We start from the raw sequence: 24,582 nt of genomic DNA, 5'->3' as shown, positions 1-24,582 counted from the left end.
CAACGACCGAAAGTGCAAGATCGACGGGGTGGGGTGGGTCAGGCTGCGTGGGCCAGGGTCGGTGGGGCGAGCAGCGGACCGCACGGGGTCTTGTCGTCGGCGGTGGGGCCGTGCGAAGTCAGCACCACGGGTGTGCCCAGCTCCGCGCGCACCGCTGCCGGCCAGTCCTGCGGTTTGTCGTCGTACACCGGGCGGGAGCGCAGCAGGCGGGCGGTGAGCGCGGCCTGCCGGTCCAGGTCGCCGGGCGGGCCCGGGGTGAGCCGGTCGGTGGTGTCGTAGCGGCGGCAGATCCGCAGGTCGGGGCCGGCCAGATCGAGGTGGGTCAGGGCCAGGCCGTCGACGCCGCCGGCCGCGGCGAGGGCGTACCGGTGGGCGACCGCGTCGAAGTGGCCGAACCGGAACCGGCCCTGCCACGGGTTCGTGGCGTTGTGGCGGTCGGTGAACGGCAGGCTCGGGTCCTCGGTCACCAACGGACCGTGCCCGTGCCGGGTGGTGACCACGCGGAGCACACCGATCCGGGTCACGTCGCCGGACCGGCCCGCCTCGGCGAGCAGGCTGTCCACGTTGGCGAACGTGGTGGTGCTCCAGGTGGTGTACGGGTGGAAGCCGTGCCACTCGTCGAGCAGTACCCCCTGCGCGCCCTCGAAGACGCAGGTCCCGGTGCGCAGCGCCTCGGCGAGCCAACTGCCGCCGACGATGGCCACCCGCCCGGCGAAGCCGGTGAACGCGGGCAGGCAGTCCTCGACCGGTGGCGCGTCCAGCGTGCCCAGCTCGGCGGTCAGCCGGTCCCGCAGTGTGGTGAGCCGGCGGCGCAGCAGCGCTGGACTGTGGCAGTCGGCGACCCGGGGCGCGTCGTCGGGGTGGGCGAGACCGTACGCGACGGCCTCGCCCACCCCCAGCCCGCAGGAGCCGTGCCGGTCGGCTCCCCGGGCGATCTCGCGGGCCCGGTTGGCGGCCCGGTGGTACGGGGTGGCGAGCAGCGCGTCCCCGTCGACGGTCAGCCGGTCGAGCGCGTCGGACACCCCGACTGTGGCGAGGTGGTCGGCCTCGGCTGCCAGCGCCAACGGGTCCACCACCACGTGCCGGGACAGGTGTGTGCGGACACCGGGATGGAAGGTGCCGGCGCCGAACTGCGCGAACGTGTGGTGCCGCCCGTCGCGCAGCACGACGTTGTGTGCCGCCTGCGCGCCCCCGTTGAAGCGGACCACCGTGTGCACGGGACGGGTGGCGCAGAGCCAGTCCACCACGGTGCCCTTGCCGGCATCGCCGTAGCCGAGGTCGACCACCGCCACGTGGTTCACAGCCGGGTCACCCCGCTGGCGGTGTCGCGGAACGCCGGCAGCGTCGACACCTCGGCCCGCCGGTCCCGGCCGAGGCGGGCCAGCGCCTTCGACACGGTCCCGGTGGCGCCGGAGCCGGCGCGGTCCAGGTCGCGCAGCCCCTCGTCCAGGTCGATGGCCTGCTCACCGAGGCCGATGGTGAGCGCGATGGTCTCGCAGACCGCGTCGAGGTCGTCGAGCACGACGGCGTTCTGCCCGAGCAGGTCCCGCCAGAAGTCGAGCACCGTGGCGTTGCCGGCGTAGTGGCTGCCGGCGGGGAGCAGGTAGTAGGTGTCCCAGCGGCGGGTCACCTCGTCGACGACCTGCCGCAGCGGCACGTCCTCGGAGAGGTCGTCCCCGATCAGGCCGGCCACCTCCCGGGCCTTCACCCGCTGGTACGCCAGTTCGTCGCCGATGATGAACAGGTAGCCGCGTCGGCCGCGCTTCTCCCAGTTGTCGGTGACTGTGTGCCGGGCCATGAAGTACATGGCCAGCTCGTACGACTCGCTCATCTGCCCGCCGCCACCGCCCTCCAGCACGATCCGGCCGAGGTCGTCGTCCATCCGGTTGTCCGACTCGAACTGGCCCACCTGCAACGGCACCCGGTCGCAGGTGGCGTCGCCGATGGCGCCGAACATGATCTGTGGGTCGCTGGCGTAGCCCTGCCGTTGCAGCAGCCCGAGCAGCTGCGGCAGCTTGGTCTGCAGGACCCGCGGCACCGTGCGCATCGAGCCGGTCACGTCGAAGAGCACCGCGACGGGCGTCGACCGGGGGTGCTCGTCGGAGTCGCGGCTCTCCCGGGTCGCGTCCCGGGGGTCGAGCGCGGGGTGCACTGTGCGTGCCCCGCTGTCGCTGTAGGAGAAGGCGCTCTTGCCGGTGGACCGGCGGTAGCGGTCGGCGGCGTCGTACACGTCGGTGGACCAGATTCCACTGCCCATGACAGCTCCTTAGGGGGTGAGGGTGAAGGGTCGGAAGGTGCGTGGCCCGTAGAGGCGGTCCAGCACCTGGTCGAGTTCGCGCAGCAGACGCCAGGCGTCGTCGGGCCGCTTGGCCAGAGACCGTTGCCGGCAGCCCTGCGCGAAGCTGTGCAGCTCGCGGGGTGCGCGCGGCCCCATCAGCCAGCTCATGCAGTGGCTGGCCATCGCCATGTCGGTGCCCGGGCCGCACTGCTGCTTCTTGAGGACCTCCTCCGGGTACCACCCGTCGTGGCCGGGCGCCAGCGCCGGGACCGTGCTGCCGACCGGGGCGGAGAAGCACCAGTCGACGAGCACCACGCCGTGGGCATCCGGCTCGATCAGCACGTGTCGCGGCAGGACCGCGCCGTGCACCACGCCCGCCCGGTGGGCCAGGCCGAGCACCACCAGCAGTCGCCGCCACATCCAGGCCACGTCCCGGGCGTCCAGCCCGTCGGGGTACGCGCGCCGCGCCTCGTCGAGGTCGTGCAGGCCTGGTGCGGTGGCGAGCACGTTGATCCGCCGTTCCGCGCCGGTGGCGGTGTCCCGGTGCCGGAATTCTTCGACGAGCCGGGGCACGTACGGCAGGTAGCGCGGGTCGCCGCGCTCGGCGATGGTGCGCAGGGCGTGCGCCTCGCGGGCCATCAGGTCGTTGTCGGTGGGCCGTCTGGGGAGCTTGAGCAGCCGGTCGTCGCCGACGTCGTAGAGGTCGGCCAGGTCACCCGAGTGGGCCGGCGCGCCGAGCCGGTAGTCGCCGAGGACTGTGGTCTGCCGGGCCTGCCACCGGGTGGTGACGTGGATGAACGCGTCGATGGCTTCGGCGCGTACCGCCGGGTCGGTCGGCAGGCGGTCGGGGTGCAGGGCCGCGACCAGCTCGCGGTAGCGGCGGGCCGGCTGGTCGGCGCCGAACAGGTCGGCGTCGGTGCGGGCGGCCGCGACCAGGCGGATGGCCTCCGCGGCCCTCACCGCACCGTCTCCTCGCGGGCGGGGCGCAGCAGCGCCGGGTGCAGCAGCCGGGCGTCGCCGGCCCGGTAGAGCCGGGCGCGCGGGCCGCCTCGGGCGCCACCACGCTCGGTGCTGGCGCCGGTGCTCTCCACGAAGCCCGGCACCGAGAGCACCTTGCGGTGGAAGTTGCCGGCGTGCAGCGGGTGCCCCCAGACCGTCTCGTAGACGGCCCGCAGCTCACTGATGGTGAACTCGGCGGCGAGGAAGCGGGTGGCGAGTGGGGTGTACTCCAGCTTGGACCGGGCCCGTTCCAACGCGTCGTCGATGATCCGGCCGTGGTCGAAGGCGAGCTGTCGGCTGGTCAACGCGGTCACCGGCAGCCAGATCGCCTCGTCGGCGTCGCTGCCGGCGGCCGGATCCGGCAGGTCGGGGGCGAAGGCGAGGTGGGCGATCGAGACGACCCGCATGCGCGGGTCACGGTCGGGAGCGCCATAGCTGCCCAACTGCTCCAGGTGTACGCGGCGCAGCGCCTCGCCGCCGAGCCCGGTCTCCTCGGCCAGCTCCCGTCGGGCGCCGGTGGTCAGGTCCTCGTCGGGGCGGACGAAGCCCCCGGGCAGCGCCCAGTGCCCGGCGAAGGGTGCCTCGCCGCGCCGGATCAGCAGCAGGTGCAGTGCGCCGTCGCGGATGGTCAGCGCCACCACGTCGACGGTCACGGCGACCGACGGGTAGGCCCGGGGGTCGTACGCGGCCAGGAACTCCTGCTCGTTCATCGCGTCTCTCTCATTCTGAGAACATCTCGCTGTGAGAACAACCTAGCGCACGAGGAAGCTTCTGCCAAGCTCGGAATCCTCAGCGCAGGTGACCCGCCAGGTGCGGTCGGCCGCGCGCGTCGTGCAGGGCGAACCCGCCGTCCGGCAGGCGCGCGAAGTTCACAGTGCTCGGCAGCGGCACGGGCAGCTTGAAGGCGACCTCGACCGTGTACGCGTCCGGCAGCCGGGCCTCCAGCGCGGCCAGGCAGCGCGCCTTGCTCCACATGCCGTGCGCGATCGGTCGGCGGAAACCAAACAGCCGCGCCCCGAGTCGGGAGGTGTGGATCGGGTTGTGGTCGCCGGAGACCCGCGCGTACTCCGTACCGACGCGCGGTTCCACAGGCCAACGAGCGGTGGCCGTCGGCGCCGCGGGACGTTCGCCCGGCTCGCGGCCACCCGACCTGCCCTCCCGACCGAGGTACGTCGAGACGCCGCGCCACACCTCCTCCCCGTCGACCGAGCCGACCAGCACCACGTCCACCTGCCGCCCCCGGTCGTGGGGGCGCAGATCCTGCGCGTACGTCGTGAAGTCGAGGGTCTCGTCGGCGGTGACCGGGCGATGCGTGGTGATCCGGTTGCCGACGTGCACCAGGCCGACCAGCGGGAGGGGGAAGTCCGGCGCGGTCATCAGGCGTAGGGCCAGTGGGAAGCCCATGACGTGTGGAAACGTCGCGGGTAGCCGGTCGCTGAGCCGGAACCCGCAGACCCTGTCGTAGTCGGCCAGCTGCGTCCGGTCGACGCCCACCCCGGCCACCGTCAACTCGACCGCCGGCAGGTCGGGCCCCCGCCGCCCACCACCGAGGCCCGGTAACGCGCCGAGCAACGCCCGTCGGTGCAGCGCCCCGGCCGCCGGCATCCGGGGCAGTTCGACACGGCTGCGGCTGCGCGACTCCGGCCCCCCGCCCATCACGCCCCCAGCAGGCTCTGGCCGCAGACCCGGACCACGTTTCCGCTGACCGCGCCGCTGGCCGGCCAGGCCAGCCAGCCGATCGTCTCGGCCACGTCCACCGGCAACCCGCCCTGGGCCAGGCTGTTCATCCGTCGGCCCGCCTCGCGGACCACCAGCGGGATGCGCGCGGTCAGCCGGGTCTCGATGAAGCCCGGGGCCACCGCGTTGACGCTGATCCCGCGGTCCCGCAGGGCCGGGGCGAGCGAGTCGACCAGCCCGATCACGCCGGCCTTGCTGGTGGCGTAGTTGGTCTGCCCCCGGTTGCCGGCGATCCCGGCGATCGAGGAGACCGAGATGATCCGCCCGCCGGCCGGGATCAGTTCCCGCTCCAACAGCACGTCGTTGATCCGCTCCTGGCTGGACAGGTTGACGTCGATCACCTGGTCCCACCGGTCGGCGTCCATCCGGCCCAGCGTCTTGTCCCGGGTGATGCCGGCGTTGTGCACCACCACGTCGACCCGGCCGTGCCGGCTGGCCAGGTGCTCGGCGAGTCGGGTCGGCGCGTCCGGCGCGGTCAGGTCGAGTTGGACGGCGGTGCCGCCGATGTCGTTCGCCACCGCGGCGAGCGCGTCGCCGGCGGCCGGGATGTCCAGGGCCACCACCTGCGCGCCGTCGCGGGCCAGCACCTTCGCCAGCGCCGCGCCGATCCCCCGGGCGGCGCCGGTGACGAGCACGACCTGCCCGTCCAGCGGGCGGTCCCAGTCGGCCGGGGCGCTCGCCGCGCCGCCGCCGACCCGGATGACCTGACCCGACACGTACGCGGAACGGCCGGACAGAATGAATCGGACTGTCGATGCGAGGCCGGTGTGCGTGTCGGCTGAGAGGTCCGGGCCGCCCGCTGCGGCACCGTCGCCGCGGGTCACGTAGACGAGTTGTGCGGTGGTGCCCCGGCCGAACTCCTTGCCGATGCTGCGGACCAGCCCTTCAAGGGCGCGCTGGGCGGTCGCCTCGCGGGGTGTGGGGCATTCCTGCGGCGGGGTGCCCAGCACGATCACCCGGCCGCTGGGCAGCACGGCCCGGGCCTGCGGGTGGAAGAAGTCGTAGAGCTGGCGCAGCTCGGTCGAGTCGGTGATCCCGGTGGCGTCGAAGAGCAGTGCCCCGTACCGCTGCGGGTTGGCGCCGGTCGGGTCGGCCAGTTCGACCCCGGCGGCGGTCAGGATCTTGGTGATCGGCTCGGCGAGCCGACCGCCGGTGGCCGCGCCGAGCAGGGCCGGGCCGGCCAGCAACGGGTCGCCGGGATGGTGCCGGCGCAGTCGGGGCGGGTCGGGCAGCCCGAGGCGCTTGACCAGCGCGCGGCCGGCGGCCGATTGGACGAAGCTCGCGTACCTGTCGGTCATGGGCGTAGCCTACTGGCGAGTAGGGTTCGAGCAACACATGTCGAGGAGGCGGATCGTGCAGAGCATCCGGCGGGTCGCGGTCATCGGGGGCAACCGCATCCCCTTCGCCCGTTCCAACTCCCGCTACGCGGACGCGTCCAACGCGGACCTGCTCGGCGCGGCGCTCGACGGCCTGATCGCCCGCTACGGGTTGGCCGGGCAGCGCGTCGGCGAGGTGGTGACAGGTGCGGTGCTCAAGCACTCCCGCGACTTCAACCTCACCCGCGAGGTGGTCCTCGGCTCCCGGCTCGACCCACACACCCCGGCGTACGACATCCAGCAGGCGTGCGGCACCGGTCTGGAGGCGACGATCCTGGTCGCCAACAAGATCGCCCTCGGCCAGCTCGACGTGGGCATCGCCGGCGGTGTCGACACCACCTCCGACGCCCCGCTCGCCGTCAACGAGGAGATGCGCCGCACGCTGCTCAAGCTCAACTCGGCCCGTACGCTGGGCGAACGGCTCAAGATCGCGGCGAAGCTGCGCCCACTCCAGCCGTTCAAGCCGGAGATCCCCCGCAACGCCGAGCCGCGCACCGGGCTGTCCATGGGCGACCACGCCGCCCGCACCGCAGTGCGCTGGCAGATCGACCGACGCGCCCAGGACGAGCTGGCACTGCGCTCACACCAGCGCCTCGCCGCCGCGTACGACAGGGGTTTCTTCGACGACCTGATGACGCCCTACCTGGGGCTCACCCGAGATGCGAACCTGCGCCCGGACACCAGCCTGGAGAAGCTCGGTTCGCTGAAGCCGGTCTTCGGCACCCGCGGCCCGGACGCCGAACAGGCCACCATGACCGCCGGCAACTCGTCGCCCCTCACCGACGGCGCGTCCACGGTGCTGCTGGCCAGCGAGGAGTGGGCGGCGGCGCACCACCTGCCCGTACTGGCCTGGTTCAGCTGGTCGGAGACGGCGGCGGTGGACTTCGTGCACGGCGACGAGGGACTGCTGATGGCACCCGCGTACGCGGTGCCCCGAATGCTGGCCCGCGCCGGGCTGACGTTGCAGGACTTCGACTACTACGAGATCCACGAGGCGTTCGCGTCGCAGGTGCTGGCCACCCTCGCCGCCTGGGAGTCACCGGAGTTCTGCAAGGACCGGCTCGGCCTGGACGCGCCGCTGGGTTCGATCGACACCGACCGGCTCAACGTCAACGGCTCGTCGCTGGCCGCCGGGCACCCTTTCGCCGCCACCGGCGGGCGGATCGTGGCGACCCTGGCGAAGCTGCTGGCCGAGCGGGGCAGCGGTCGCGGGCTGATCTCCATCTGCGCCGCCGGTGGTCAGGGCGTGACCGCCATCCTGGAGCGTTGAACGCGGGATCGTCCCTTACCGGGGTGACCGCCAGCAGGCGTTAACGGACCGTTCAGAAGTTGGCCCGCTGGTGGAGGGTTTACCACGCGACGGTGATCGTTGCCGCGCTACAGGCGCGGTTCGATCACTCCTGCGTGCGGAACGGGGCCGTAACACCATGGAGTCCGTCCTCCCACGGACGACCACCCTCTCGGTGGTCATCCCGATGTTCAATGAGACCGCTGTCATTCCGGCGCTCGTCGCCCGGCTGCGGCCGGTGCTCGACGCGCTCGGCGTCGACTACGAGGTGGTCGCCGTCGACGACGGCAGCCGCGACGACACCGTGTCGGTGCTCTTCGACCACGGCCGGGACTGGCCGCAGTTGCGGGTGCTCCGGCTGCGGCGCAACAGCGGCCACCAGGCGGCGTTGACCGCCGGCCTGCACCGGGCCGTCGGCCAGTGGGTGGTCAGCCTCGACGCCGATCTCCAGGATCCGCCGGAGACCATCGCCGAGATGCTCCGGGTGGCCCGCGAGGACGGGGTGGATGTGGTCTACGGCGTCCGCGCCGACCGCAGCACCGACACGGTCTTCAAGCGCAACACCGCCCGTGGCTACTACTGGGCGATGCGCCGGCTCGTCGGCGTCGACCTGCCCGCCCAGGCTGGCGACTTCCGGTTGCTCAGCCGGGACGTGATCGAGGTCCTGCGTCGGCTGCCCGAACGCGCCCCGGTCTACCGGCTGCTGGTGCCGTCGCTCGGCTTTCCCAGCGCCGAGGTGCGCTACGACCGCGAGGCCCGCGCCGCCGGCGAGACGAAGTATCCGCTGCGCCGGATGGTGGCCCTGGCCTGGGAGAGCACTGCGAACTTCTCCGCCGCGCCACTGCGCCTGGCCACCTGGCTGGGCATGTCGAGCTTCCTGCTCTGCCTTGCGTTGATCTTGTTCGGTATGTTCGCCCACGTCTCCGGCACCACCATCCCCGGCTGGACCTCGATGTTCGTCGCGGTGCTGCTGCTCAGTGGGGTGCAGTTGGTCTGCCTCGGCCTGCTGGGCGAGTACGTCGGACGGATCTACGCCACGGTGCAGAACCGGCCCGCGTTCCACATCGGGTTCGACTCCCGGGACGAGGTCCCGGACGCGCAGCCGGTCGCCCGGGGCGATGACGCCGCCCGTACGCCGAGCTTCGATTCGGCGGTCGGCGTCCGTGGCTGACCTCCTTCTCGCCGAGCGGGTCGACACCCCGGCGCCGGCGTCGCGCCGAAACGCTCTCCTGCCGGTCCTCAGCACGCTCCCGTGGCTGCTCGTGATCGCCGCGCTGCTCGTGGTCTGGTCCCGCGGCGGTGTGCCCGCCCCGGACCTGGCGCGGTTCTCCGCGTACTGGGCCCTCGCGTTGGTGCTCCCCGGGACCCTGGTGCACCGGGCGCTGCGCGGCAGCCGGGGCAACCTCCCGGAGGACCTCGGCTACGGCGCGGCCACCGGCCTGCTGCTGGAGATCATGGCCTGGGCGTTGGCCGCGGCGACCGGTCAGCAGTCCCTGCTGCGGTGGTGGCCGCTGCCCGTCCTCGTGGCGTTCGCCGCCGTCCCCGGGCTGCGCCGGCACTGGCGGGTCGGCGAGCGCCGTCCGCTGCCGCTCGCCTGGCACTGGGGAATGGGCGCGGCGCTGCTGGTGGTGCTGGCCTGGGGATACACCCAGTGGCGAACGGTCCCGCTGCCTCCGGTGTCCGGCGGCTACTACCAGGATGTGCTCTACCACCTGGGTCTGGTGCAGGAGCTGACCCGGGCGATGCCGTTCGAGTTGCCGCACGTCGCCGGGGAGGCGCTGCGCTACCACTACCTGTCCGACGCGCACGTCGCCAGCGGCAGCATGATCACCGGAATCTCTCCGGCGGTGGTGCTGCTACGACTCTGGCTGGTGCCGGTGGTCGCAACCGCGGTGCTGCTCGCGGCCGGGCTCGCCCGCGACCTGAGTGGTGCCGTCTGGACCGGCCCGGTGGCCGCCCTCGCCGCCTTCATCGGAGCGGGGGTCACGCTCGGTGCGCCGGTGGGCGTCTCCGGCGAGATGCCGCTGTCGTACGCCAGCCCCTCCCAGACGTACGTGCTGGTTCCGTTGCTGCTGCTCGCCGGGCTCATCGTCGACGTGGTCCGGGGGCGTTCCCTCGGCCCGGCCTGGCCGCTGGTTCCCGCGCTCGGGCTGGTCTGTGCGGGTGCGAAGTCCAGCGCGTTGCCGCCGGTGATCGCCGGCCTGGGTCTCACCGCCGTCGTGTTCTGGTGGCGGAAGCGCCAGATCCCGCGACCCGCCCTGACCGCGCTGGCCTGCCTCGTGGCGGCGATGGCGCTCGGCTTCCGGCTGTTCGCCGGTGGCGGAGCCGGCACGCTGCGCCTGCAGGCGTTGGCGATGCTGCACTTCATCGCCCCGTACGCCGAGACCCTCGGGCCGGGTGACGGAATCTGGCCGAGTGCGCCGCTGCCGCCGGGCATCAACGACGGCGGTTTTCTCGGGTGGCTGCTGGCGTTCGCCGTGGTCGCCTGGTGGGTGCTGGGTCAGGCGCCCCGATGGGTGGGCATGAGCCTGCTCGTCGACGGTGGGCACCGGGCCGACCCGGCCGTCTGGCTGCTCGCCGGCACGGTCCTGGCCGGAGCGGCCACCACCTGGGTGTTCCAGCACCCGTCGATCAGTCAGATCTACTTCTGGATGGGTGTCATCCCGCTCGGCGTCGTGCTGACCACCTGGTCCCTCGCCCAGGCCCGAGCGCCCTGGCCGGTGCTTGTGGTGCCCGCCGTGGCCGGCGTGCTGGCGGGGCTCGCCACGGCCGGCACGCTTGCGGGTTTCACCGTGCCCAGGATCAGCCGTCCCGGCACCCCCACCACCTCGACGATCGAGGGATGGCTGCGGGTGCTGGGTCTGTCAGCGGCCCGGTACGTGCTGTTCGTGGCGGTGGCCGCCGCGCTCGCCGTCGGGGTGGCCGCCCTGTGGCGACGCCGCGTCCCGGCACCGGTGCCGGCGGACGGCTCGGCACGTCGTCGGCGGACGGCGACGATCGCCCTGGCCGGGGTCACCGCGGCGATGCTCGGTGCCAGCGCCGCCGTCGCCGTGGGCGGTACCGTCCGCTCGGTGCTGACCGAGCCGGTGCGGGCGACCGGGCCGCAGCCGTACGCGCTGACCGCCGACGAGATGCGCGCGGCGCTGTGGCTTGACGACAACGCCGCCGACGACGACGTGGTCGCCACCAACGTGCACTGCCGGCCGGTGCGGACCACCCCGCACTGCGACGCCCGTGCGTTCTGGGTGACCGGCCTGGGCGGGCACCGCACTGTGGTGGAGAGCTGGGCCTACACCGACGCGGTAGTGGCCGCGCACGGCGTCGAGGGCCTGGGGTACGCCCGACAGAGTTTCCCCGACCAGGCGCTGCTCGCGCTCAACGACGGGGTGTTCAGCGCGCCGACCCGGGCCGACCTGGACCGGCTCCGCAACGAGCACGGGGTCCGGTGGCTGTTCGCCGACACCAGGGCGGGTGCGGTGTCGGCGGAGTTGGCCGGGCTGGCCCAGGTCCGACTGGTCGCCGGTCCGGTCACCGTCTACGAGCTGAACCGGCCCTGACCGCCCGAGCACCCCGGCCCGGTCCCGGCGTCCGAGGCCCGGCCCGGTCCCGCTCCCGACCAGCGGGTGCGGGACAATGAGGTACGTGACGACGATCCCCAACGTGCTGGCCAACCGGTACGCCTCGCCCGAACTGGTCGCCCTCTGGTCCCCGGAGGAGAAGGTCAGGATGGAACGGCGGCTCTGGCTCGCCGTGCTCCGCGCTCAGCGTGACCTGGGCGTGCCGGTGCCGGACGGCGTGGTCGAGGCGTACGAGCGGGTGCTCGACCAGGTCGACCTCGCCTCGATCGCCGAGCGGGAGCGGGTCACCCGGCACGACGTGAAGGCCCGGATCGAGGAGTTCAGCGCGCTCGCCGGGCACGAGCACGTGCACAAGGGGATGACCTCACGGGACCTCACCGAGAACGTCGAGCAGCTTCAGGTGCGCGCCTCGCTGGAGCTGATCCGCGACCGGGTGGTGGCCACCCTCGCCCGGTTGGCCTGGCTGGCCCACGAGCACTCCGAGCTGGTCATGACCGGCCGTTCGCACAACGTGGCGGCGCAGGCCACCACGCTGGGCAAGCGCTTCGCGTCGGCGGCGGAGGAGCTGCTGATCGCGTACGAGCGGCTGGAGGAGCTGATCGCCCGCTACCCGCTGCGGGGGATCAAGGGACCGGTCGGCACGGCCGCCGACCAGCTCGACCTCTTCGACGGCGACGCCGACAAGGTGGCCGAGTTGGAGCGGCGGGTCGCCGAGCACCTGGGCTTCTCCCGGGTGCTGGACAGCGTCGGGCAGGTCTACCCGCGCTCGCTCGACTTCGACGTGCTGGCCGCGCTGGCCCAGACCGCCGCGGCGCCGTCGTCGCTGGCCACCACGATCCGGTTGATGGTCGGTCAGGAGTTGGCGACCGAGGGCTTCAAGCCGGGCCAGGTCGGCTCCAGCGCGATGCCGCACAAGATGAACACGCGCTCCTCGGAGCGGGTGAACGGCTTCGCCGTGATCATCCGGGGTTACCTGTCGATGGTCGGCGAGCTGGCCGGTGACCAGTGGAACGAGGGGGACGTGTCCTGCTCGGTGGTCCGGCGGGTGGCACTGCCGGACGCGTTCTTCGCCGCCGACGGGCTGTTCCAGACGTTCCTCACCGTGCTCGACGAGTTCGGCTCGTACCCGGCGGTGATCAACCGGGAGCTGGAGCGCTTCCTGCCGTTCCTGGCCACCACGAAGATCCTGGTAGCGGCGGTCCGGCGGGGCGTCGGCCGGGAGGTCGCCCACGAGGTGATCAAGGAGCACGCGGTCGCTGTGGCGCTGGCGATGCGTGAGAAGGGCTCACCGGAGAACGACCTCTTCGACCGCCTGGCGGCGGACGGCCGACTCGGCCTGTCCCGCGCCGACATCGACACCCTGGTCGCCGACCGCAACGCCTTCGTGGGCGCCGCCCAGGCCCAGGTGGCAGCGGTAACCAGCCGCATCACGACCGTGGTGGAAGCCCACCCCGAAGCCGCAACCTACTCCCCACCCCCCATCCTCTAACCCACCGTTGCCGTCGATCATGAGGTTGGCGGGCCGCACGAGCTCTAAACCGCCGGTCAACCTCATGATCGACCTCGGCGTTATTCGCCGGTTGCGGTTTCGGCGGCGGTTCTCAGGTTGGGGGCGCTGGCCGGTTCGGCGATGCCGCCGGGAGCCTCGGTGATGCCCGCGATTTCCGCGGTTTCCGCGGCTACCGCTGGCTGGTCGGCCGGCATGACCTCGGGCATCTTGGGTACGGCGACCACTGCCGTCCCGTACGCACAGATCTCCATCCACATCTCGCCGCAGTCCCGGCTGTCGAACCGCATGCCGATCACCGCGTTCGCACCGAGCCGCAGGGCCTCCTCGCCGAGGCGGGCCACCGAGTCCGTGCGCCACCGGGTCAGGTTGTCCGGGGCCATCGGGTCGTACGCGCCACCGCGCAGGTTCTTCACACCCTCGCGGTACGGGTTGCGTGTCCTGGCCATCGATGACACCACCTCACCGAGAATCTGGCGGATCTCGTAGCCGGGCAGTTGCTCTGTCGTCACGACCAGCACGGTTCCGATGCTGTCAGGAGTGGCGCGACCCGATCGTGTGCATTGTTCACCTGATCGGATGCTGCAAAACCACGCGGCGCGGACGGCCGGCACGCGGCCGACCATCCGCGCCGAGCCGGGCGCTAACCGTCAGACACCGGCCACCGAGGTGATCCAGGCCCGGTTGTACGCAACGCTGCCGTAGTTCTGGATGCTCGACCCGTCGGCGGTGGAGGCGACGCCGACCTGCTGGCCGTTGTAGAACTGCGGGCCGCCGGAGTCGCCGCGCCAGGCGTTGCCGTTGATCCGGGTGCTGCGGATCGCCTGGCCGCCGTACGCGTCGGTGGCGCTGTTGCTGGTGACCCGGACGGTGGCGGTCTTCAGCACGGTGGACGCCGAGCAGCCGCTGTAGCAGGTCATGCCCCAGCCGTAGATCGAGTTCGTCGAGTTGATCGGCGGGTTGCTGCTGGCCAGGCTCACAGTGGAGGTGCTGACGGTGCTGGAGAGTCGCATGAGCGCGAGGTCGTTGCGGGTGTAGGTGGCGCTGACCGTGCGGGTGACCCCGCCGGAGGTGCGGTTCACGCTGCCGACGCGCACCGACATGGTGCCGCTGATGCAGTGCCGGGCGGTGAGCACCCACTGCGCGGCGATGACGCTGCCGGAGCAGGTGAACGAGCCGTTGCTGAGCACCGCGGCGGCCCAGGGCGCGGACGAGACGGTGCCGCCGCCGATGATGGGCTGCGGGCCGGCTGGGGCGGCGGATGCGGCGGACGTGACGCCGAGGGCGCCGACCAGTGCGGTGCTGAGTACGACGAGCAGGGGGCGGATGCGCATCGGGTGGACTCCTTGGACGGGGCGGCCCGGGATCGCCGGGTGCGGGTGGGGGACGGCAGCGGGGGTTCCCGCGAGCGCCTGAATCGACTTACGTCGATGTACAGTAGGGCCCGACGCGGCCGTTATCAAGGATCTGATCGAGGTTGGCCAATGTAACGATTTGGCCACCTGTTGCGCCGTATAAGCCCTGCTGAGACCACCTGTAGCGCCTGACGGGTCACAGTGGGCGTCGGTAATGTCGATCACTGCCTGGACTGCACCCGGCCGGTGCGTCCGCGGCGATATCTGCCAGGTACGCTGGCTGCGCTCGCCCATTGTGGGTCGGCACCCAACTGCGTACACAGTCAGGAGTGCCCAGTGCCTCGCGTCGTCGTCGACGTCATGCTCAAGCCCGAGATCCTCGATCCGCAGGGCCAGGCCGTCGCAAACGCGCTGCCCCGGCTCGGCGTCGGTGACGTCGCCTCGGTTCGGATCGGCAGGCGGATCGAGATCGAGTTCACCGGTGAACCGGACCTGGACCGCGCTCGGGAAATTGCCGACAAACTGCTCGCCAACCCGGTCATCGAGGACTTCACCGTCCGCCTGGTCGAGGCCGACGAGACCGCGGACGCCCGCTCGTGACCGCCCGGGTCGGTGTCGTCACCTTCCCCGGCTCGCTCGACGACGGGGACGCGGCCCGGGCCGTCCGGATCGCCGGCGCTGAGCCGGTCCGGCTCTGGCACGGCGACCCGGAGCTGCACGGCGTCGACGCCGTCGTCCTGCCCGGCGGTTTCTCCTACGGTGACTACCTGCGCTGCGGTGCCATCGCCCGGTTCGCCCCGGTGATGGAGACGATCGTGGACGCCGCCCGGGGTGGTCTGCCGGTGCTCGGCATCTGCAACGGTTTCCAGATCCTGTGCGAGGCGCACCTGCTGCCCGGCGCGCTCACCCGCAACCAGCACCTGCACTTCCGCAACCGGGACCAGGTCCTGCGCATCGAGTCGGTCGGGACCGCGTGGACCAACGCGTTCCAGCCCGGCCAGGAAGTGCTCATCCCGGTGAAGAACGGCGAGGGCTGCTACGTCGCGGACACCGCGACGCTGGACCAGCTCGAGGCCGAGGGTCGAGTCGTCGCCCGCTACGTCGGCGGTAACCCCAACGGGTCCCAGCGCGACATCGCCGCGATCACCAACGCCGCCGGCAACGTGGTCGGCATCATGCCGCACCCCGAGCACGCGGTGGAGGCGCTCACCGGCCCTTCGCTGGACGGCCTCGGCTTCTTCACTTCGGTCCTCAAGCACCTGGTGGGGACGCCGGCGTGACCGGCGAGACGATCATCGGTCAGCTCAACCGCCGGCCCGGCGGGCGCGAGCGCAGCGAGGAGAGGTCATGACCACCCATCCGGACCCGGTACGCGACACACCGGAGGCGTACTCCGCCCCGGCGCAGCCGGCCGAGCCGAGCCCGGCGCAGCCGGTCGCACCGGCGACCGCCCCCGCCCAGCCGGCCGCCGCCGTGTGGACCGAGGGCGTGGACACCGTGCCGCGCGCCGGTGGCACCCCGGGCGAGCTTCAGCCGTACACCGAGCTGGGCCTGCGGGACGACGAGTACGACCGGATCCGGCAGATCCTCGACCGCCGGCCCACCCAGTCCGAGCTCGCCATGTACTCGATCATGTGGAGCGAGCACTGCTCCTACAAGTCGAGCAAGGTGCACCTGCGGCAGTTCGGCGAGAAGGCCCCGCACAGCGACCGGATGCTCGCCGGCATCGGTGAGAACGCCGGTGTGGTGCAGGTGTCCGACGAGCTGGCGGTGACCTTCAAGGTCGAGTCGCACAACCACCCGAGCTTCGTCGAGCCGTACCAGGGCGCGGCCACCGGCGTCGGCGGCATCGTCCGGGACATCCTCGCCATGGGCGCCCGCCCGGTCGCGGTGATGGACCCGCTGCGCTTCGGCGCCGCGGACCACCCGGACACCGCCCGGGTGCTCACCGGCGTGGTCGCCGGCGTCGGCGGCTACGGCAACTGCCTCGGCCTGCCCAACATCGGTGGCGAGCTGGTCTTCGACCCCTCCTACCAGGGCAACCCGCTGCTCAACGCGCTCTGCCTGGGCGTGTTGCCGGTCGAGCGGCTGCAGAACAAGGCCGCCGCCGGCCCGGGCAACGTTGTCGTGCTGATGGGTGCCAAGACCGGCCGGGACGGCATCGGTGGCGTGTCGGTGCTGGCCAGCGCCACCTTCGACGAGGGCAGCGAGGCGCGCCGCCCCGCCGTGCAGGTCGGTGACCCGTTCACCGAGAAGCTGCTGATCGAGGCGTGCCTCGAGCTGTACGACGGCCAACTGGTCGTCGGCATCCAGGACCTCGGCGGCGCCGGCCTGACCTGCGCGCTCACCGAGACCGCCGCCGCCGCCGGCACCGGCATGCGGGTCTGGCTGGAGCGCGTGCCGCTGCGCGAGCCCTCGATGGACCCGCACGAGATCCTGGCCAGCGAGTCGCAGGAGCGGATGCTGCTCGTCGTCGAGCCGGACAAGCTCGACGCGGTGCTCAAGACCTGCGAGAAGTGGGGCGTCCTCGCCACCGCGATCGGTGAGGTCACCGCACCGGAGCCGGACGGCCGTCCGGGTCGACTGCTGATCACCTGGCAGGACCACCTGGTCGTCGACGTGCCGCCGGGTTCGCTTGTCGACGACGGCCCGGTCTACGCCCGGCCGATGCGCGAGCCGGCCGACCTGATCCTGCTCCAGGCCGACCGGGCCGAGACGCTTCCCCGCCCGGCCGACCCGGAGGCGCTGCGGGAGACCGTGCTGCGCATGATCGCGTCGCCCAACCTGGCCGACAAGTCCTGGGTCACCGAGCAGTACGACCGCTACGTGCTGGGCAACACGGTGCTCGCCCAGCCGGAGGACGGCGGCGTGATCCGGATCGACGAGCGGACCGGCCTCGGCGTGGCGCTGTCGGTGGACGGCAACGGCCGGTACGCCCGACTCGACCCGTACAACGGGACCAAGCTGGCCCTGGCCGAGGCGTACCGGAACGTGGCGGTGACCGGCGCGAAGCCGATCGCCGTTACCGACTGCCTCAACTTCGGCTCGCCGGAGGATCCGGGCGTGATGTGGCAGTTCGCCGAGGCCGTGCGCGGCCTGGCGGACGGCTGCCTGGAGCTGGGCATCCCGGTGACCGGCGGCAATGTCAGCTTCTACAACCAGACCGGCGCGGCGGCCATCCACCCGACCCCGGTGGTCGGCGTGCTGGGTGTGCTGGACAACGTCGCCGACCGGGTGCCGATGGGCTTCGTGCCGCGCGCCGGTGGCGACCACGACCAGCTCTACCTGCTCGGCGAGACGAACGTGGAGCTGTCCGGCTCGGAGTGGGCCTGGGTGACGCACGAGCACCTCGGCGGTATTCCGCCGCAGGTCGACCTTCTCCGCGAGAAGGCGCTTGCCGAGCTGCTGGCCGAGGCGGCCCGGGTCGGCCACCTGGCCTCCGCGCACGACCTCTCCGACGGTGGCCTCGCCCAGAGCCTGGTCGAGTCCTGCCTGCGTCGGGGCGTCGGTGCCCGGGTCGCGGTGCCGGAGCAGTTCACCGAGGGCTCGATGCCGTTCGTGTACCTGTTCAGCGAGTCCGCCACGCGGGCGCTGGTGTCGGTGCCGCGCGGCCACGACAAGGCGTTCGCGGCGCTCTGCGCCGAGCGGGGCGTGCCGTTCGAGCTGATCGGCGTCACCGACCCGACCGGCGGTGCGCTGGAGGTGCACGGCCAGTTCCGGATCGGCCTGGACGAGCTGCGCGCCGCGCACACCGAGACGTTGCCGCGACTCTTCGGGGGCTCGGCGGCCGTCGAGGTGCCCGCCCCGGCCGCCGGTGTGGCGGGTGCGGTCGAGGCCGTGCCGCTGCCGGTGGCGCCGGCCGAGCCGCTCGACCCGGCTGAGGTGGTCTCCGAGCCGATCGCCTCGTCGGGGCCGTCTCCGGAGACCGGCGCTGTCGAGCCGATCGGGTCGGAGCAGCCCGAGTCTGACTCCGGTGACGCCGAGCCGTCGCCTGACGAGCGCTGAGGCGTTGGCCGCTGCCGTCTACGGCCAACCCGGTTCGGGTGCCCGGTTCGACTGGGGTCTGACCGGGGCGGCCGAGCTCGGCCGGGTCTGCGCGGCGCTGGTGGTGGTGGACGTGCTGTCGTTCACCACCGCCGTCGAGGTGGCGGTGGCCCGGGGTATGCGGGTGCACCCGTTCCCCTGGGGTGAGCAGGCCGCCGAGTACGCCGTCCGGGTCGGCGCGACAGCTGCTGTCGGGCGGCGGCAGACGACAGCGGAACACCCATGGTCGCTCTCGCCGGCCGCGTTGAGTAGCGCACCCGTGGTGGCGGACCTGGTGCTGCCCTCCCCGAACGGCTCCGCCATCAGCGCCGCCGCCAGCGCCACCGGCCTGCCGGTGGTCGCGGCGTGCCTGCGCAACGCACGCGCCGTCGGGCATTGGCTGCGCCGCCAGGGGTACGGCACTGTGGACGCTCCGATCGGCGTGATCGCCTCCGGAGAGCGGTGGCCGGACGGGTCACTGCGTCCGTCGGTGGAGGACCAGCTCGGCGCCGCCTCGGTGCTGGATGCCCTCTCCGGCGTGCCGGGTGGGCTGTCGGTGGAGGCGGCCATGGCGCTCGCCGCGCTGGCGAGCACCCCGGATGTGCCCGCCGCCGTGCGCGGCAGCGTCTCCGGGCGGGAGTTGACCGAGAACGGCTTCGCCGGGGACGTGGATGTCGCCGTCCGGATCGGCGTGTCGAACGTCGTGCCGGTGCTCCACCAGGGCGTCTTCTCCGCAGCCTGACCGCGCCCCCATCCCGCGATCTTGCACTTTCTGTCCCCGACATAGGGGGCATTCCGCCCGTACGGGCGACCGAAACGGCAACATCGGCGCGGGTCGGGTTGGTCTTGTGACAGCGAAACGGCCACCCGGATACCTCCGGGTGGCCGTTTCCATGAGCTGTGGTGGGGTCAGTCGTCCAGCCAGTCGAGGCGGCGACCGCCGCGCTCGGTCGGCGGCGGGGTCTCCGGTCGGTTCCGCCCGGCGGGCTGCTGGCCGTAGCCGCCCTGGTCGTAGCCCCGGTCGTCGTAGCCGCCGCGTTGCTGCGGAGGCTCCTGGCCGTAGTTGCCGGCCTGGTCGTACCCGCCGGCGGGTTGGCCGTAGCCGCCCTGGTCGTAGCCCCGGTCGTCGTAGCCGCCGCGTTGCTGCGGAGGCTCCTGGCCGTAGTTGCCGGCCTGGTCGTACCCGCCGGCCGGTTGGCCGTAGCCGCCCTGGTCGTACCCGCCCGCCTCCGGAGCGCCGTAGCCCGCGGTCGGCTCGGCGGCGCGACCGCCGTACGGGGCGGCCTCGGGCTGGCCGTAGCCCTGACCCTGCTCCGGCTGGTAGACGCCGGTGGCGTACGGGTCGGCCGGGGCCGGGTACTGGGTGTCGCCGGTGTACCGGCCGGTCGGCTCGTCGAACCGCTCGCCGTACGCCGCACCGCCAGCGGGAGCCGCCGGATACGCGGTGGTGCCGCCCGGAGCGTCGTAGTCGCGACTGCCGTAGCCACCGCCGGAGGCTGGTGCGTTTCCGTAGCCGCCACCGGAGGCCGGAGCGTTGCCGTAGCCGCCACCGGGTGCGGCACCGTAACCGTCACCGGCCGCACCGGCGCCGTAGCCGCCTTCCGCGCCGGCCGGGGCACCGTAGCCCCCACCCGAGGCGGGAGCGTTGCCGTAGCCGCCACCTGAGGCCGGGGCGTTGCCGTAGCCACCACCGGAGGCGGGAGCGTTGCCGTAGCCGCCGGCACCATATCCGCCGGGGGCCGGCTCGTCGCCGTAGCCGGCGCCGCCCCAGCCCTGCTGACCCGCGCCGCCGTACGCCTGGGCAGGCGCGCCGTACGGGTCCGGTGGAACGTCGTCGACCACCGGGCGGTGCATCATCGTCGGCGCCTCGCTCAGCGCCGCGCCACCGACCATGGTCGGGTCCGCGCCGGGACGACCGCCGACCACCCGGGTCTGGTCGTCGGGGCCGCGGAACCCGCCCCGCGAGGGTGGCACCACACCGCCACCACCGGCGGCCGCCGGAACGTCGTCGTCGTCGCCGTTCTCCTTGCGCTTCATCCAGAGCAGCACGATCGTGCCGACACCGGCGGCGACCAGGAGACCACCGAGCAAGATGATCATGTACGAGCCGATGCCACCGCTGTCCTCGTTGTTCGAGGCGTTCGCCGGAGCGCCCTGGCTGGCCTCCTCGGTGGGCTCCTCTTCGGTGCCCTCCTCGGTTACCTCGTCGGTGGGCGTGGCCTCGGGGGTGGCGGACGGGGTGGCGCTGGGCGTCACCTCGACCTTGATCGCGAGGCTGATCCGTTGCCCGGTGACGGCCTGCCCGGCGGCGGCGTTGATGGTCTTGGTGGCCACCACGTTGTCGAAGCTCGCGCCCAGGTCGATCCGACCGGGTGCGATCGGCTTGTCGCTAGTGCCGGTGAACCGGAAGTCGCCGCTGCCGTTGCTGGTGGTGTCGAACTGCCGGCCGGTGCTGTCGCGCAGCATGACCACCGCGTTCGCGACCGCCTTGCTGTCGGCCTGTGAGATCACCTTGCCGGAGATCGAACGCACGGTCTGGTTCTGCGGCGGGGGCGCTGCCTTGGCGACCAACGTGACAGTGGTCGACGCCTCTTCGGTCTGCTTCACGACCCCGGTGGAGTCTGTCGCCTTGACGGTGACCGTGGCGCTGCCGTTGGCTGCGTCATCCGCAGCCTTGAAGGTGGCGTCGAAGGTCCCACTCGACGTCACCCGGCCGCGAGAGCACCCGTCAACACAGGTCAGCTTCGAGCTGCTCGAGCTGAAACTGATGTCCGCAGGCCCGGCACCGTCTTCGAAGGCGAGCCGATAGCTGATCTTCGTGGTCTTGCCGGCCTCGACGCTGCTCGGCGAGGCCGAGACATCTGTAACGTTGGGAGCGGCCATTGCTGGTGTGGCGGGGACGGCGAGCAGAGCGCCGGCAACCAGCGCTACGACCACACCGGCCCGCTGCTTCCAGGCACGTCGGTGTGTTGACACGTCCACCGCCTTCCGGGCTGACTTCCCTCTGACCGGCGGGGCGCCGGGCCGGGGATCATCACGGTACGAATACGCCGTCGGCAACTATGCCTTGTCCGACTGCATGAGCGCGACCCAGGGCCAGCGTCGCGTGTCTGGCCTGGGGGTCGTATCGTCCCGTCGTGTCCTCTCCGCACAGTAAGTCCGCTGCCGTTGCGGCCGCGTTGTCGGCGCTCGACGAGGGGCGTACACCCGAAAGGCCGGTGTTCCGGGAGGCGGTCCGGTCGCTGTTGGCCGTCCTCGCGGAGCGCGCCCCCGGCCGATCGGTGGAGGTGCGCGTTCCACCATACGGGGCGATCCAGTGCGTACCGGGGCCTCGACACACCAGAGGAAATCCACCAAACGTGGTCGAGATGGCCCCGAACACCTGGTTGGAGCTGGCAACCGGCAGGGTCGACTGGGCGTCGGCGGTCACCGACGGTCGCGTCCAGATGAGTGGCAACCGGGCGGACCTCTCGGCCTATCTGCCCCTCTAGTCGTCCCGATGTCCCACTCCCCGTGACGGTGAGCAGGGGAATCGTGACTTTCTGTATTGACGCCGATTCGCGTACACTGTCAGGCGACGACAGTGGTCCCGGCAGAGGAGAGTGGATCCGCCCGTGATCCCCGCCCGGCCGGTCCAGACCAGCATGAGGGAGCGGTAGGTGCCCCGAGGCGACGGCCGGCTGAGCCACGACCTTGACCCCCAACGACCTGGCCCCCAGGATGCCTGTGGCGTCTTCGGCGTCTGGGCCCCCGGTGAAGAGGTTGCCAATCTGACCTACTTCGGCCTCTACGCCCTCCAGCACCGCGGCCAGGAGGCGGCGGGCATCGCGGTGAGCGATGGCTCCGGCGTGGTGGTCTACAAGGACCTCGGCCTGGTGGCGCAGGTCTTCGACGAGCCCACTCTGGCGAGCCTGCGTGGTCACCTGGCGATCGGGCACGCCCGATACTCCACCACCGGCGCGTCGAACTGGGAGAACGCCCAGCCGACGATCCGGTCGACCACCTCCGGCACGACAATCGCGCTGGCCCACAACGGCAACCTGGTCAACACCGCGGAGCTGGAGAAGGAGGTCGCCGAGCGCGGCCTCATCGCCGACGGTTCGACAAACGACACCTCCCTGGTGACGATGCTGCTGGCCAGCCGACCGGATCTGTCGGTCGAGGCGGCCGCGATGGAGGTGCTGCCGCAGCTGCGTGGCGCGTTCAGCTTCGTCTTCATGGACGAGTCGACCCTCTACGCGGCCCGCGACGCGCACGGCGTCCGCCCGCTGGTGCTGGGCCGCCTGGAGCGCGGCTGGGTCGTCGCCAGCGAGACGGCCGCACTGGACATCGTCGGCGCCAGCGTGGTGCGCGAGGTCGAGCCGGGCGAGCTGATCGCTATCGACGAGAACGGGCTGCGCTCCACCCGGTTCGCCGCGCCGGAGCCGAAGGGTTGCCTCTTCGAGTACGTCTACATCGCCCGCCCGGACGCCACGATCGCCGGGCGCAACATCCACTCGGCCCGGGTGCAGATCGGCCGGCAGTTGGCCAAGGAGCACCCCGTCGAGGCCGACCTGGTGATCCCGGTGCCCGAGTCGGGCACTCCAGCGGCGATCGGCTACGCGGAGGCGTCCGGCATCACCTACGGCGCCGGCCTGATGAAGAACCCGTACGTGGGTCGCACCTTTATCCAGCCGTCGCAGACCCTGCGTCAGCTCGGCATCCGGCTCAAGCTCAACCCGCTGCGGGAGAACGTCCGCGGCAAGCGGTTGGTGGTAGTGGACGATTCGATCGTGCGCGGCAACACCCAGCGCGCCATCGTCCGGATGCTGCGTGAGGCGGGTGCGCTGGAGGTGCACGTCCGGATCTCCTCGCCGCCGGTCAGCTGGCCGTGCTTCTACGGCATCGACTTCGCCACCCGGGCGGAGCTGCTGGCCAACGGGTTGGACAACGACGGCATCCGGCGCTCCATCGGCGCCGACACGCTGGGCTTCGTTTCCCTTCCTGGTCTGATCGCCGCGACCGAGCAGCCGAAGACCCGGTTGTGTCGGGCGTGTTTCGATGGGGAGTACCCGATCGAGTTGCCGGCCGGCAACCTGATCGGCAAGCACGTGCTCGAAGGGGTGGGCCGACGCGTCGCCAACTCGGCGTCGGAGGCCCCGCACACCAACGGCTCGTCCGTCGCCACTCCGGGTGGCGTTACCGCAAACCGCCCGTAGCACCAACCGGCGCGGCCCGGCTACCGCCGGCGGCACCGAGAACCAAAGGGGAGAACCGTGACGCACGTGTCCGAGCGCAGCGGCGCAGGAAGCAGCCCGACCGGCGCCGGCGGCGACCGCCAGCCGTGGACGGGCGGTGCTGGCCGCCAGGCGCGCAAACGCTCGGTCTCGTACGCCGACGCCGGCGTCTCCATCGACGCGGGCGACCGCGCGGTGGAGCTGCTGAAGTCCAAGGTGCGGCAGACCCGCCGCCCCGAGGTGCTCGGTGACCTCGGTGGCTTCGCCGGGCTGTTCCGGCTCGACACGAAGAAGTACAAGAGCCCGATCCTGGCGTCCTCCACCGACGGGGTGGGCACCAAGCTGGTGATCGCTCAGCAGATGGACATCCACGACACGGTCGGCATCGACCTGGTCGCCATGGTCGTTGACGACCTGGTGGCCTGCGGCGCCGAGCCGCTGTTCCTGCTCGACTACATCGCCACCGGCGAGGTCGTTCCGGACAAGGTCGCCGAGATCGGCGCGGGTATCGCCGACGGCTGCCGCTACGCCGGCTGCGCGCTGCTGGGCGGGGAGACCGCCGAGCACCCCGGCGTCCTGCGCCCGGACGAGTACGACATCTCCGCGACCGGCGTGGGCGTCGTCGAGGAGGCCGACATCCTCAGCCCGGAGCGGGTCGAGGTGGGCGACGTGGTGATCGCCATGCGTTCCTCCGGTCTGCACTCCAACGGATACTCGCTGGTCCGGCACGTGCTGCTCGGCGCGGCGCGGATGCGTCTGGACATCGTGATCGACGACTTCGGTCGGCAGCGGACCCTCGGTGAGGAGCTGCTCACCCCGACCAAGATCTACGCCAAGGACTGCCTCAAGCTGATCGCCGAGGCCGAGGTGCGGGCGCTGTCCCACATCACCGGTGGCGGCATCCCCGGCAACCTGGTCCGGGTGCTGCCGGAGCACGTCGACGCGGTGGTCAACCGGTCCACCTGGAAGCCGCAGCCGATCTTCGACCTGATCCAGACGAAGGGTCGGATCGACGACCACGACATGGAGTCGACCTTCAACATGGGCGTCGGCATGTTCGCGATCGTGTCGGCGGAGGACGCCGACCGGGCGCTGGCCACCCTGACCGGCCGTGGAGTCGAGGCGTGGCAGGCCGGCGAGATCATCGAGGGCACCGGCAACGTGCAGATGGTCGGTCAGCACACCCGAGGATGATCACGCTCCGGTGATCGTACGGGCACCTGAT

20 protein-coding genes are annotated in these 24,582 nt (G+C 72.0%); 11 read left to right on the top strand and 9 right to left on the bottom strand.

The window, feature by feature from the left end; genetic code table 11:
- Positions 1–38: 38 nt before the first annotated feature.
- The 6 genes from OH804_RS27250 to OH804_RS27225 all read right to left on the bottom strand — a co-directional run bounded on the left by OH804_RS27250 (position 39) and on the right by OH804_RS27225 (position 6,312).
- Complete coding sequence (locus OH804_RS27250) at positions 39–1,301, bottom strand: adenylosuccinate synthetase (RefSeq protein ID WP_196920514.1); 1,263 nt, start codon at positions 1,299–1,301, stop codon at positions 39–41.
- On the bottom strand, positions 1,298–2,257 hold the full coding sequence (locus OH804_RS27245; RefSeq protein ID WP_196920515.1) for a hypothetical protein: 960 nt from the start codon (positions 2,255–2,257) through the stop codon (positions 1,298–1,300). The genes OH804_RS27250 and OH804_RS27245 overlap by 4 nt, the downstream gene beginning before the upstream one ends.
- 9 nt (positions 2,258–2,266) lie before the next feature.
- Entirely contained in the window at positions 2,267–3,238 is a 972-nt protein-coding gene (locus tag OH804_RS27240; RefSeq protein WP_406060375.1) for a serine/threonine protein kinase, read from the bottom strand.
- On the bottom strand, positions 3,235–3,987 hold the full coding sequence (locus OH804_RS27235) for an NUDIX domain-containing protein (RefSeq protein ID WP_196920517.1): 753 nt from the start codon (positions 3,985–3,987) through the stop codon (positions 3,235–3,237). Before OH804_RS27235 ends, OH804_RS27240 begins: the two co-directional genes overlap by 4 nt.
- Before the next feature lie 79 nt (positions 3,988–4,066).
- Positions 4,067–4,933 (bottom strand): MaoC/PaaZ C-terminal domain-containing protein, encoded by an 867-nt coding sequence (locus OH804_RS27230; protein ID WP_406060373.1) that lies wholly within the window; start codon positions 4,931–4,933, stop codon positions 4,067–4,069.
- Complete coding sequence (locus tag OH804_RS27225; protein ID WP_406060371.1) at positions 4,933–6,312, bottom strand: 3-oxoacyl-ACP reductase; 1,380 nt, start codon at positions 6,310–6,312, stop codon at positions 4,933–4,935. The genes OH804_RS27230 and OH804_RS27225 overlap by 1 nt, the downstream gene beginning before the upstream one ends.
- Before the next feature lie 55 nt (positions 6,313–6,367).
- On the opposite strand from OH804_RS27225, the gene OH804_RS27220 reads away from it, so the two are divergent.
- The 4 genes from OH804_RS27220 to purB all read left to right on the top strand — a co-directional run bounded on the left by OH804_RS27220 (position 6,368) and on the right by purB (position 12,745).
- Positions 6,368–7,660: an acetyl-CoA C-acetyltransferase gene (locus tag OH804_RS27220; protein ID WP_406060369.1), complete on the top strand. Its 1,293-nt coding sequence runs from the start codon at positions 6,368–6,370 to the stop codon at positions 7,658–7,660.
- Between the two features lie 157 nt (positions 7,661–7,817).
- The gene (locus tag OH804_RS27215; RefSeq protein ID WP_196920521.1) at positions 7,818–8,849 is read left to right on the top strand and encodes a glycosyltransferase family 2 protein; all 1,032 of its coding nucleotides are present in this window, start codon (positions 7,818–7,820) and stop codon (positions 8,847–8,849) included.
- The gene (locus OH804_RS27210) at positions 8,842–11,235 is read left to right on the top strand and encodes a hypothetical protein (protein ID WP_406060367.1); all 2,394 of its coding nucleotides are present in this window, start codon (positions 8,842–8,844) and stop codon (positions 11,233–11,235) included. Before OH804_RS27215 ends, OH804_RS27210 begins: the two co-directional genes overlap by 8 nt.
- Before the next feature lie 85 nt (positions 11,236–11,320).
- Positions 11,321–12,745: an adenylosuccinate lyase gene (gene purB / locus OH804_RS27205; protein WP_196920523.1), complete on the top strand. Its 1,425-nt coding sequence runs from the start codon at positions 11,321–11,323 to the stop codon at positions 12,743–12,745.
- An 80-nt stretch (positions 12,746–12,825) separates the two neighbouring features.
- On the opposite strand, the gene OH804_RS27200 is transcribed toward purB, so the two are convergent.
- Positions 12,826–13,389, bottom strand: coding sequence for a YbjQ family protein (locus tag OH804_RS27200; RefSeq protein WP_406060365.1), 564 nt, complete (start codon positions 13,387–13,389; stop codon positions 12,826–12,828).
- Between the two features lie 24 nt (positions 13,390–13,413).
- Positions 13,414–14,097, bottom strand: coding sequence for a trypsin-like serine protease (locus OH804_RS27195; RefSeq protein WP_196920525.1), 684 nt, complete (start codon positions 14,095–14,097; stop codon positions 13,414–13,416).
- A 357-nt stretch (positions 14,098–14,454) separates the two neighbouring features.
- Here OH804_RS27195 and purS point away from each other — a divergent pair, with 357 nt between their 5' ends.
- The 4 genes from purS (at position 14,455) to OH804_RS27175 (ending at position 18,883) form a co-directional block, all read left to right on the top strand.
- Complete coding sequence (gene purS, locus OH804_RS27190; RefSeq protein WP_030491392.1) at positions 14,455–14,718, top strand: phosphoribosylformylglycinamidine synthase subunit PurS; 264 nt, start codon at positions 14,455–14,457, stop codon at positions 14,716–14,718.
- The gene (gene purQ, locus OH804_RS27185; RefSeq protein ID WP_406060363.1) at positions 14,715–15,398 is read left to right on the top strand and encodes a phosphoribosylformylglycinamidine synthase subunit PurQ; all 684 of its coding nucleotides are present in this window, start codon (positions 14,715–14,717) and stop codon (positions 15,396–15,398) included. The genes purS and purQ overlap by 4 nt, the downstream gene beginning before the upstream one ends.
- 67 nt (positions 15,399–15,465) lie before the next feature.
- Positions 15,466–18,123 carry a phosphoribosylformylglycinamidine synthase subunit PurL gene (gene purL / locus OH804_RS27180; RefSeq protein ID WP_406060361.1) on the top strand — a complete coding sequence of 886 codons (2,658 nt, stop codon included), beginning with the start codon at positions 15,466–15,468 and terminating at the stop codon, positions 18,121–18,123.
- Positions 18,092–18,883 carry a 2-phosphosulfolactate phosphatase gene (locus OH804_RS27175; protein WP_372432950.1) on the top strand — a complete coding sequence of 264 codons (792 nt, stop codon included), beginning with the start codon at positions 18,092–18,094 and terminating at the stop codon, positions 18,881–18,883. The genes purL and OH804_RS27175 overlap by 32 nt, the downstream gene beginning before the upstream one ends.
- A gap of 167 nt (positions 18,884–19,050) precedes the next feature.
- Here OH804_RS27175 and OH804_RS27170 read toward each other — a convergent pair whose 3' ends face one another.
- Positions 19,051–21,117, bottom strand: a complete 2,067-nt coding sequence (locus tag OH804_RS27170) for a hypothetical protein (protein ID WP_406060358.1) — start codon at positions 21,115–21,117, stop codon at positions 19,051–19,053.
- A gap of 161 nt (positions 21,118–21,278) precedes the next feature.
- Between OH804_RS27170 and OH804_RS27165 the strand changes: the two genes are divergently transcribed.
- From OH804_RS27165 to purM, 3 genes are all read left to right on the top strand, one after another.
- On the top strand, positions 21,279–21,632 hold the full coding sequence (locus OH804_RS27165) for a sterol carrier family protein (RefSeq protein ID WP_307788559.1): 354 nt from the start codon (positions 21,279–21,281) through the stop codon (positions 21,630–21,632).
- A gap of 168 nt (positions 21,633–21,800) precedes the next feature.
- On the top strand, positions 21,801–23,339 hold the full coding sequence (gene purF / locus OH804_RS27160; protein WP_196920529.1) for an amidophosphoribosyltransferase: 1,539 nt from the start codon (positions 21,801–21,803) through the stop codon (positions 23,337–23,339).
- Between the two features lie 57 nt (positions 23,340–23,396).
- Positions 23,397–24,551 (top strand): phosphoribosylformylglycinamidine cyclo-ligase, encoded by a 1,155-nt coding sequence (purM, locus tag OH804_RS27155; RefSeq protein ID WP_196920530.1) that lies wholly within the window; start codon positions 23,397–23,399, stop codon positions 24,549–24,551.
- The last annotated feature ends 31 nt before the right edge of the window (positions 24,552–24,582 follow it).

It is taken from the genome of Micromonospora sp. NBC_00860 (assembly GCF_045207375.1).
Lineage (GTDB): Bacteria > Actinomycetota > Actinomycetes > Mycobacteriales > Micromonosporaceae > Micromonospora > Micromonospora vinacea.
The sequence above is the reverse complement of the archived record's forward strand: the minus strand, read 5'-3'. Positions and strand labels throughout refer to the sequence as shown.

Excerpts from the sequence above, each read along its gene's own strand:
- OH804_RS27230 (WP_406060373.1), bottom strand. The coding sequence starts at position 4,933 with ATGGGCGGGGGGCCGGAGTCGCGCAGCCGCAGCCGTGTCGAACTGCCC.
- OH804_RS27225 (WP_406060371.1), bottom strand. The coding sequence starts at position 6,312 with ATGACCGACAGGTACGCGAGCTTCGTCCAATCGGCCGCCGGCCGCGCG.
- OH804_RS27200 (WP_406060365.1), bottom strand. The coding sequence starts at position 13,389 with ATGGTCGGCCGCGTGCCGGCCGTCCGCGCCGCGTGGTTTTGCAGCATC.
- purL (WP_406060361.1), top strand. The coding sequence starts at position 15,466 with ATGACCACCCATCCGGACCCGGTACGCGACACACCGGAGGCGTACTCC.
- OH804_RS27215 (WP_196920521.1), top strand. The coding sequence starts at position 7,818 with ATGGAGTCCGTCCTCCCACGGACGACCACCCTCTCGGTGGTCATCCCG.
- OH804_RS27195 (WP_196920525.1), bottom strand. The coding sequence starts at position 14,097 with ATGCGCATCCGCCCCCTGCTCGTCGTACTCAGCACCGCACTGGTCGGC.
- OH804_RS27235 (WP_196920517.1), bottom strand. The coding sequence starts at position 3,987 with ATGAACGAGCAGGAGTTCCTGGCCGCGTACGACCCCCGGGCCTACCCG.
- OH804_RS27245 (WP_196920515.1), bottom strand. The coding sequence starts at position 2,257 with ATGGGCAGTGGAATCTGGTCCACCGACGTGTACGACGCCGCCGACCGC.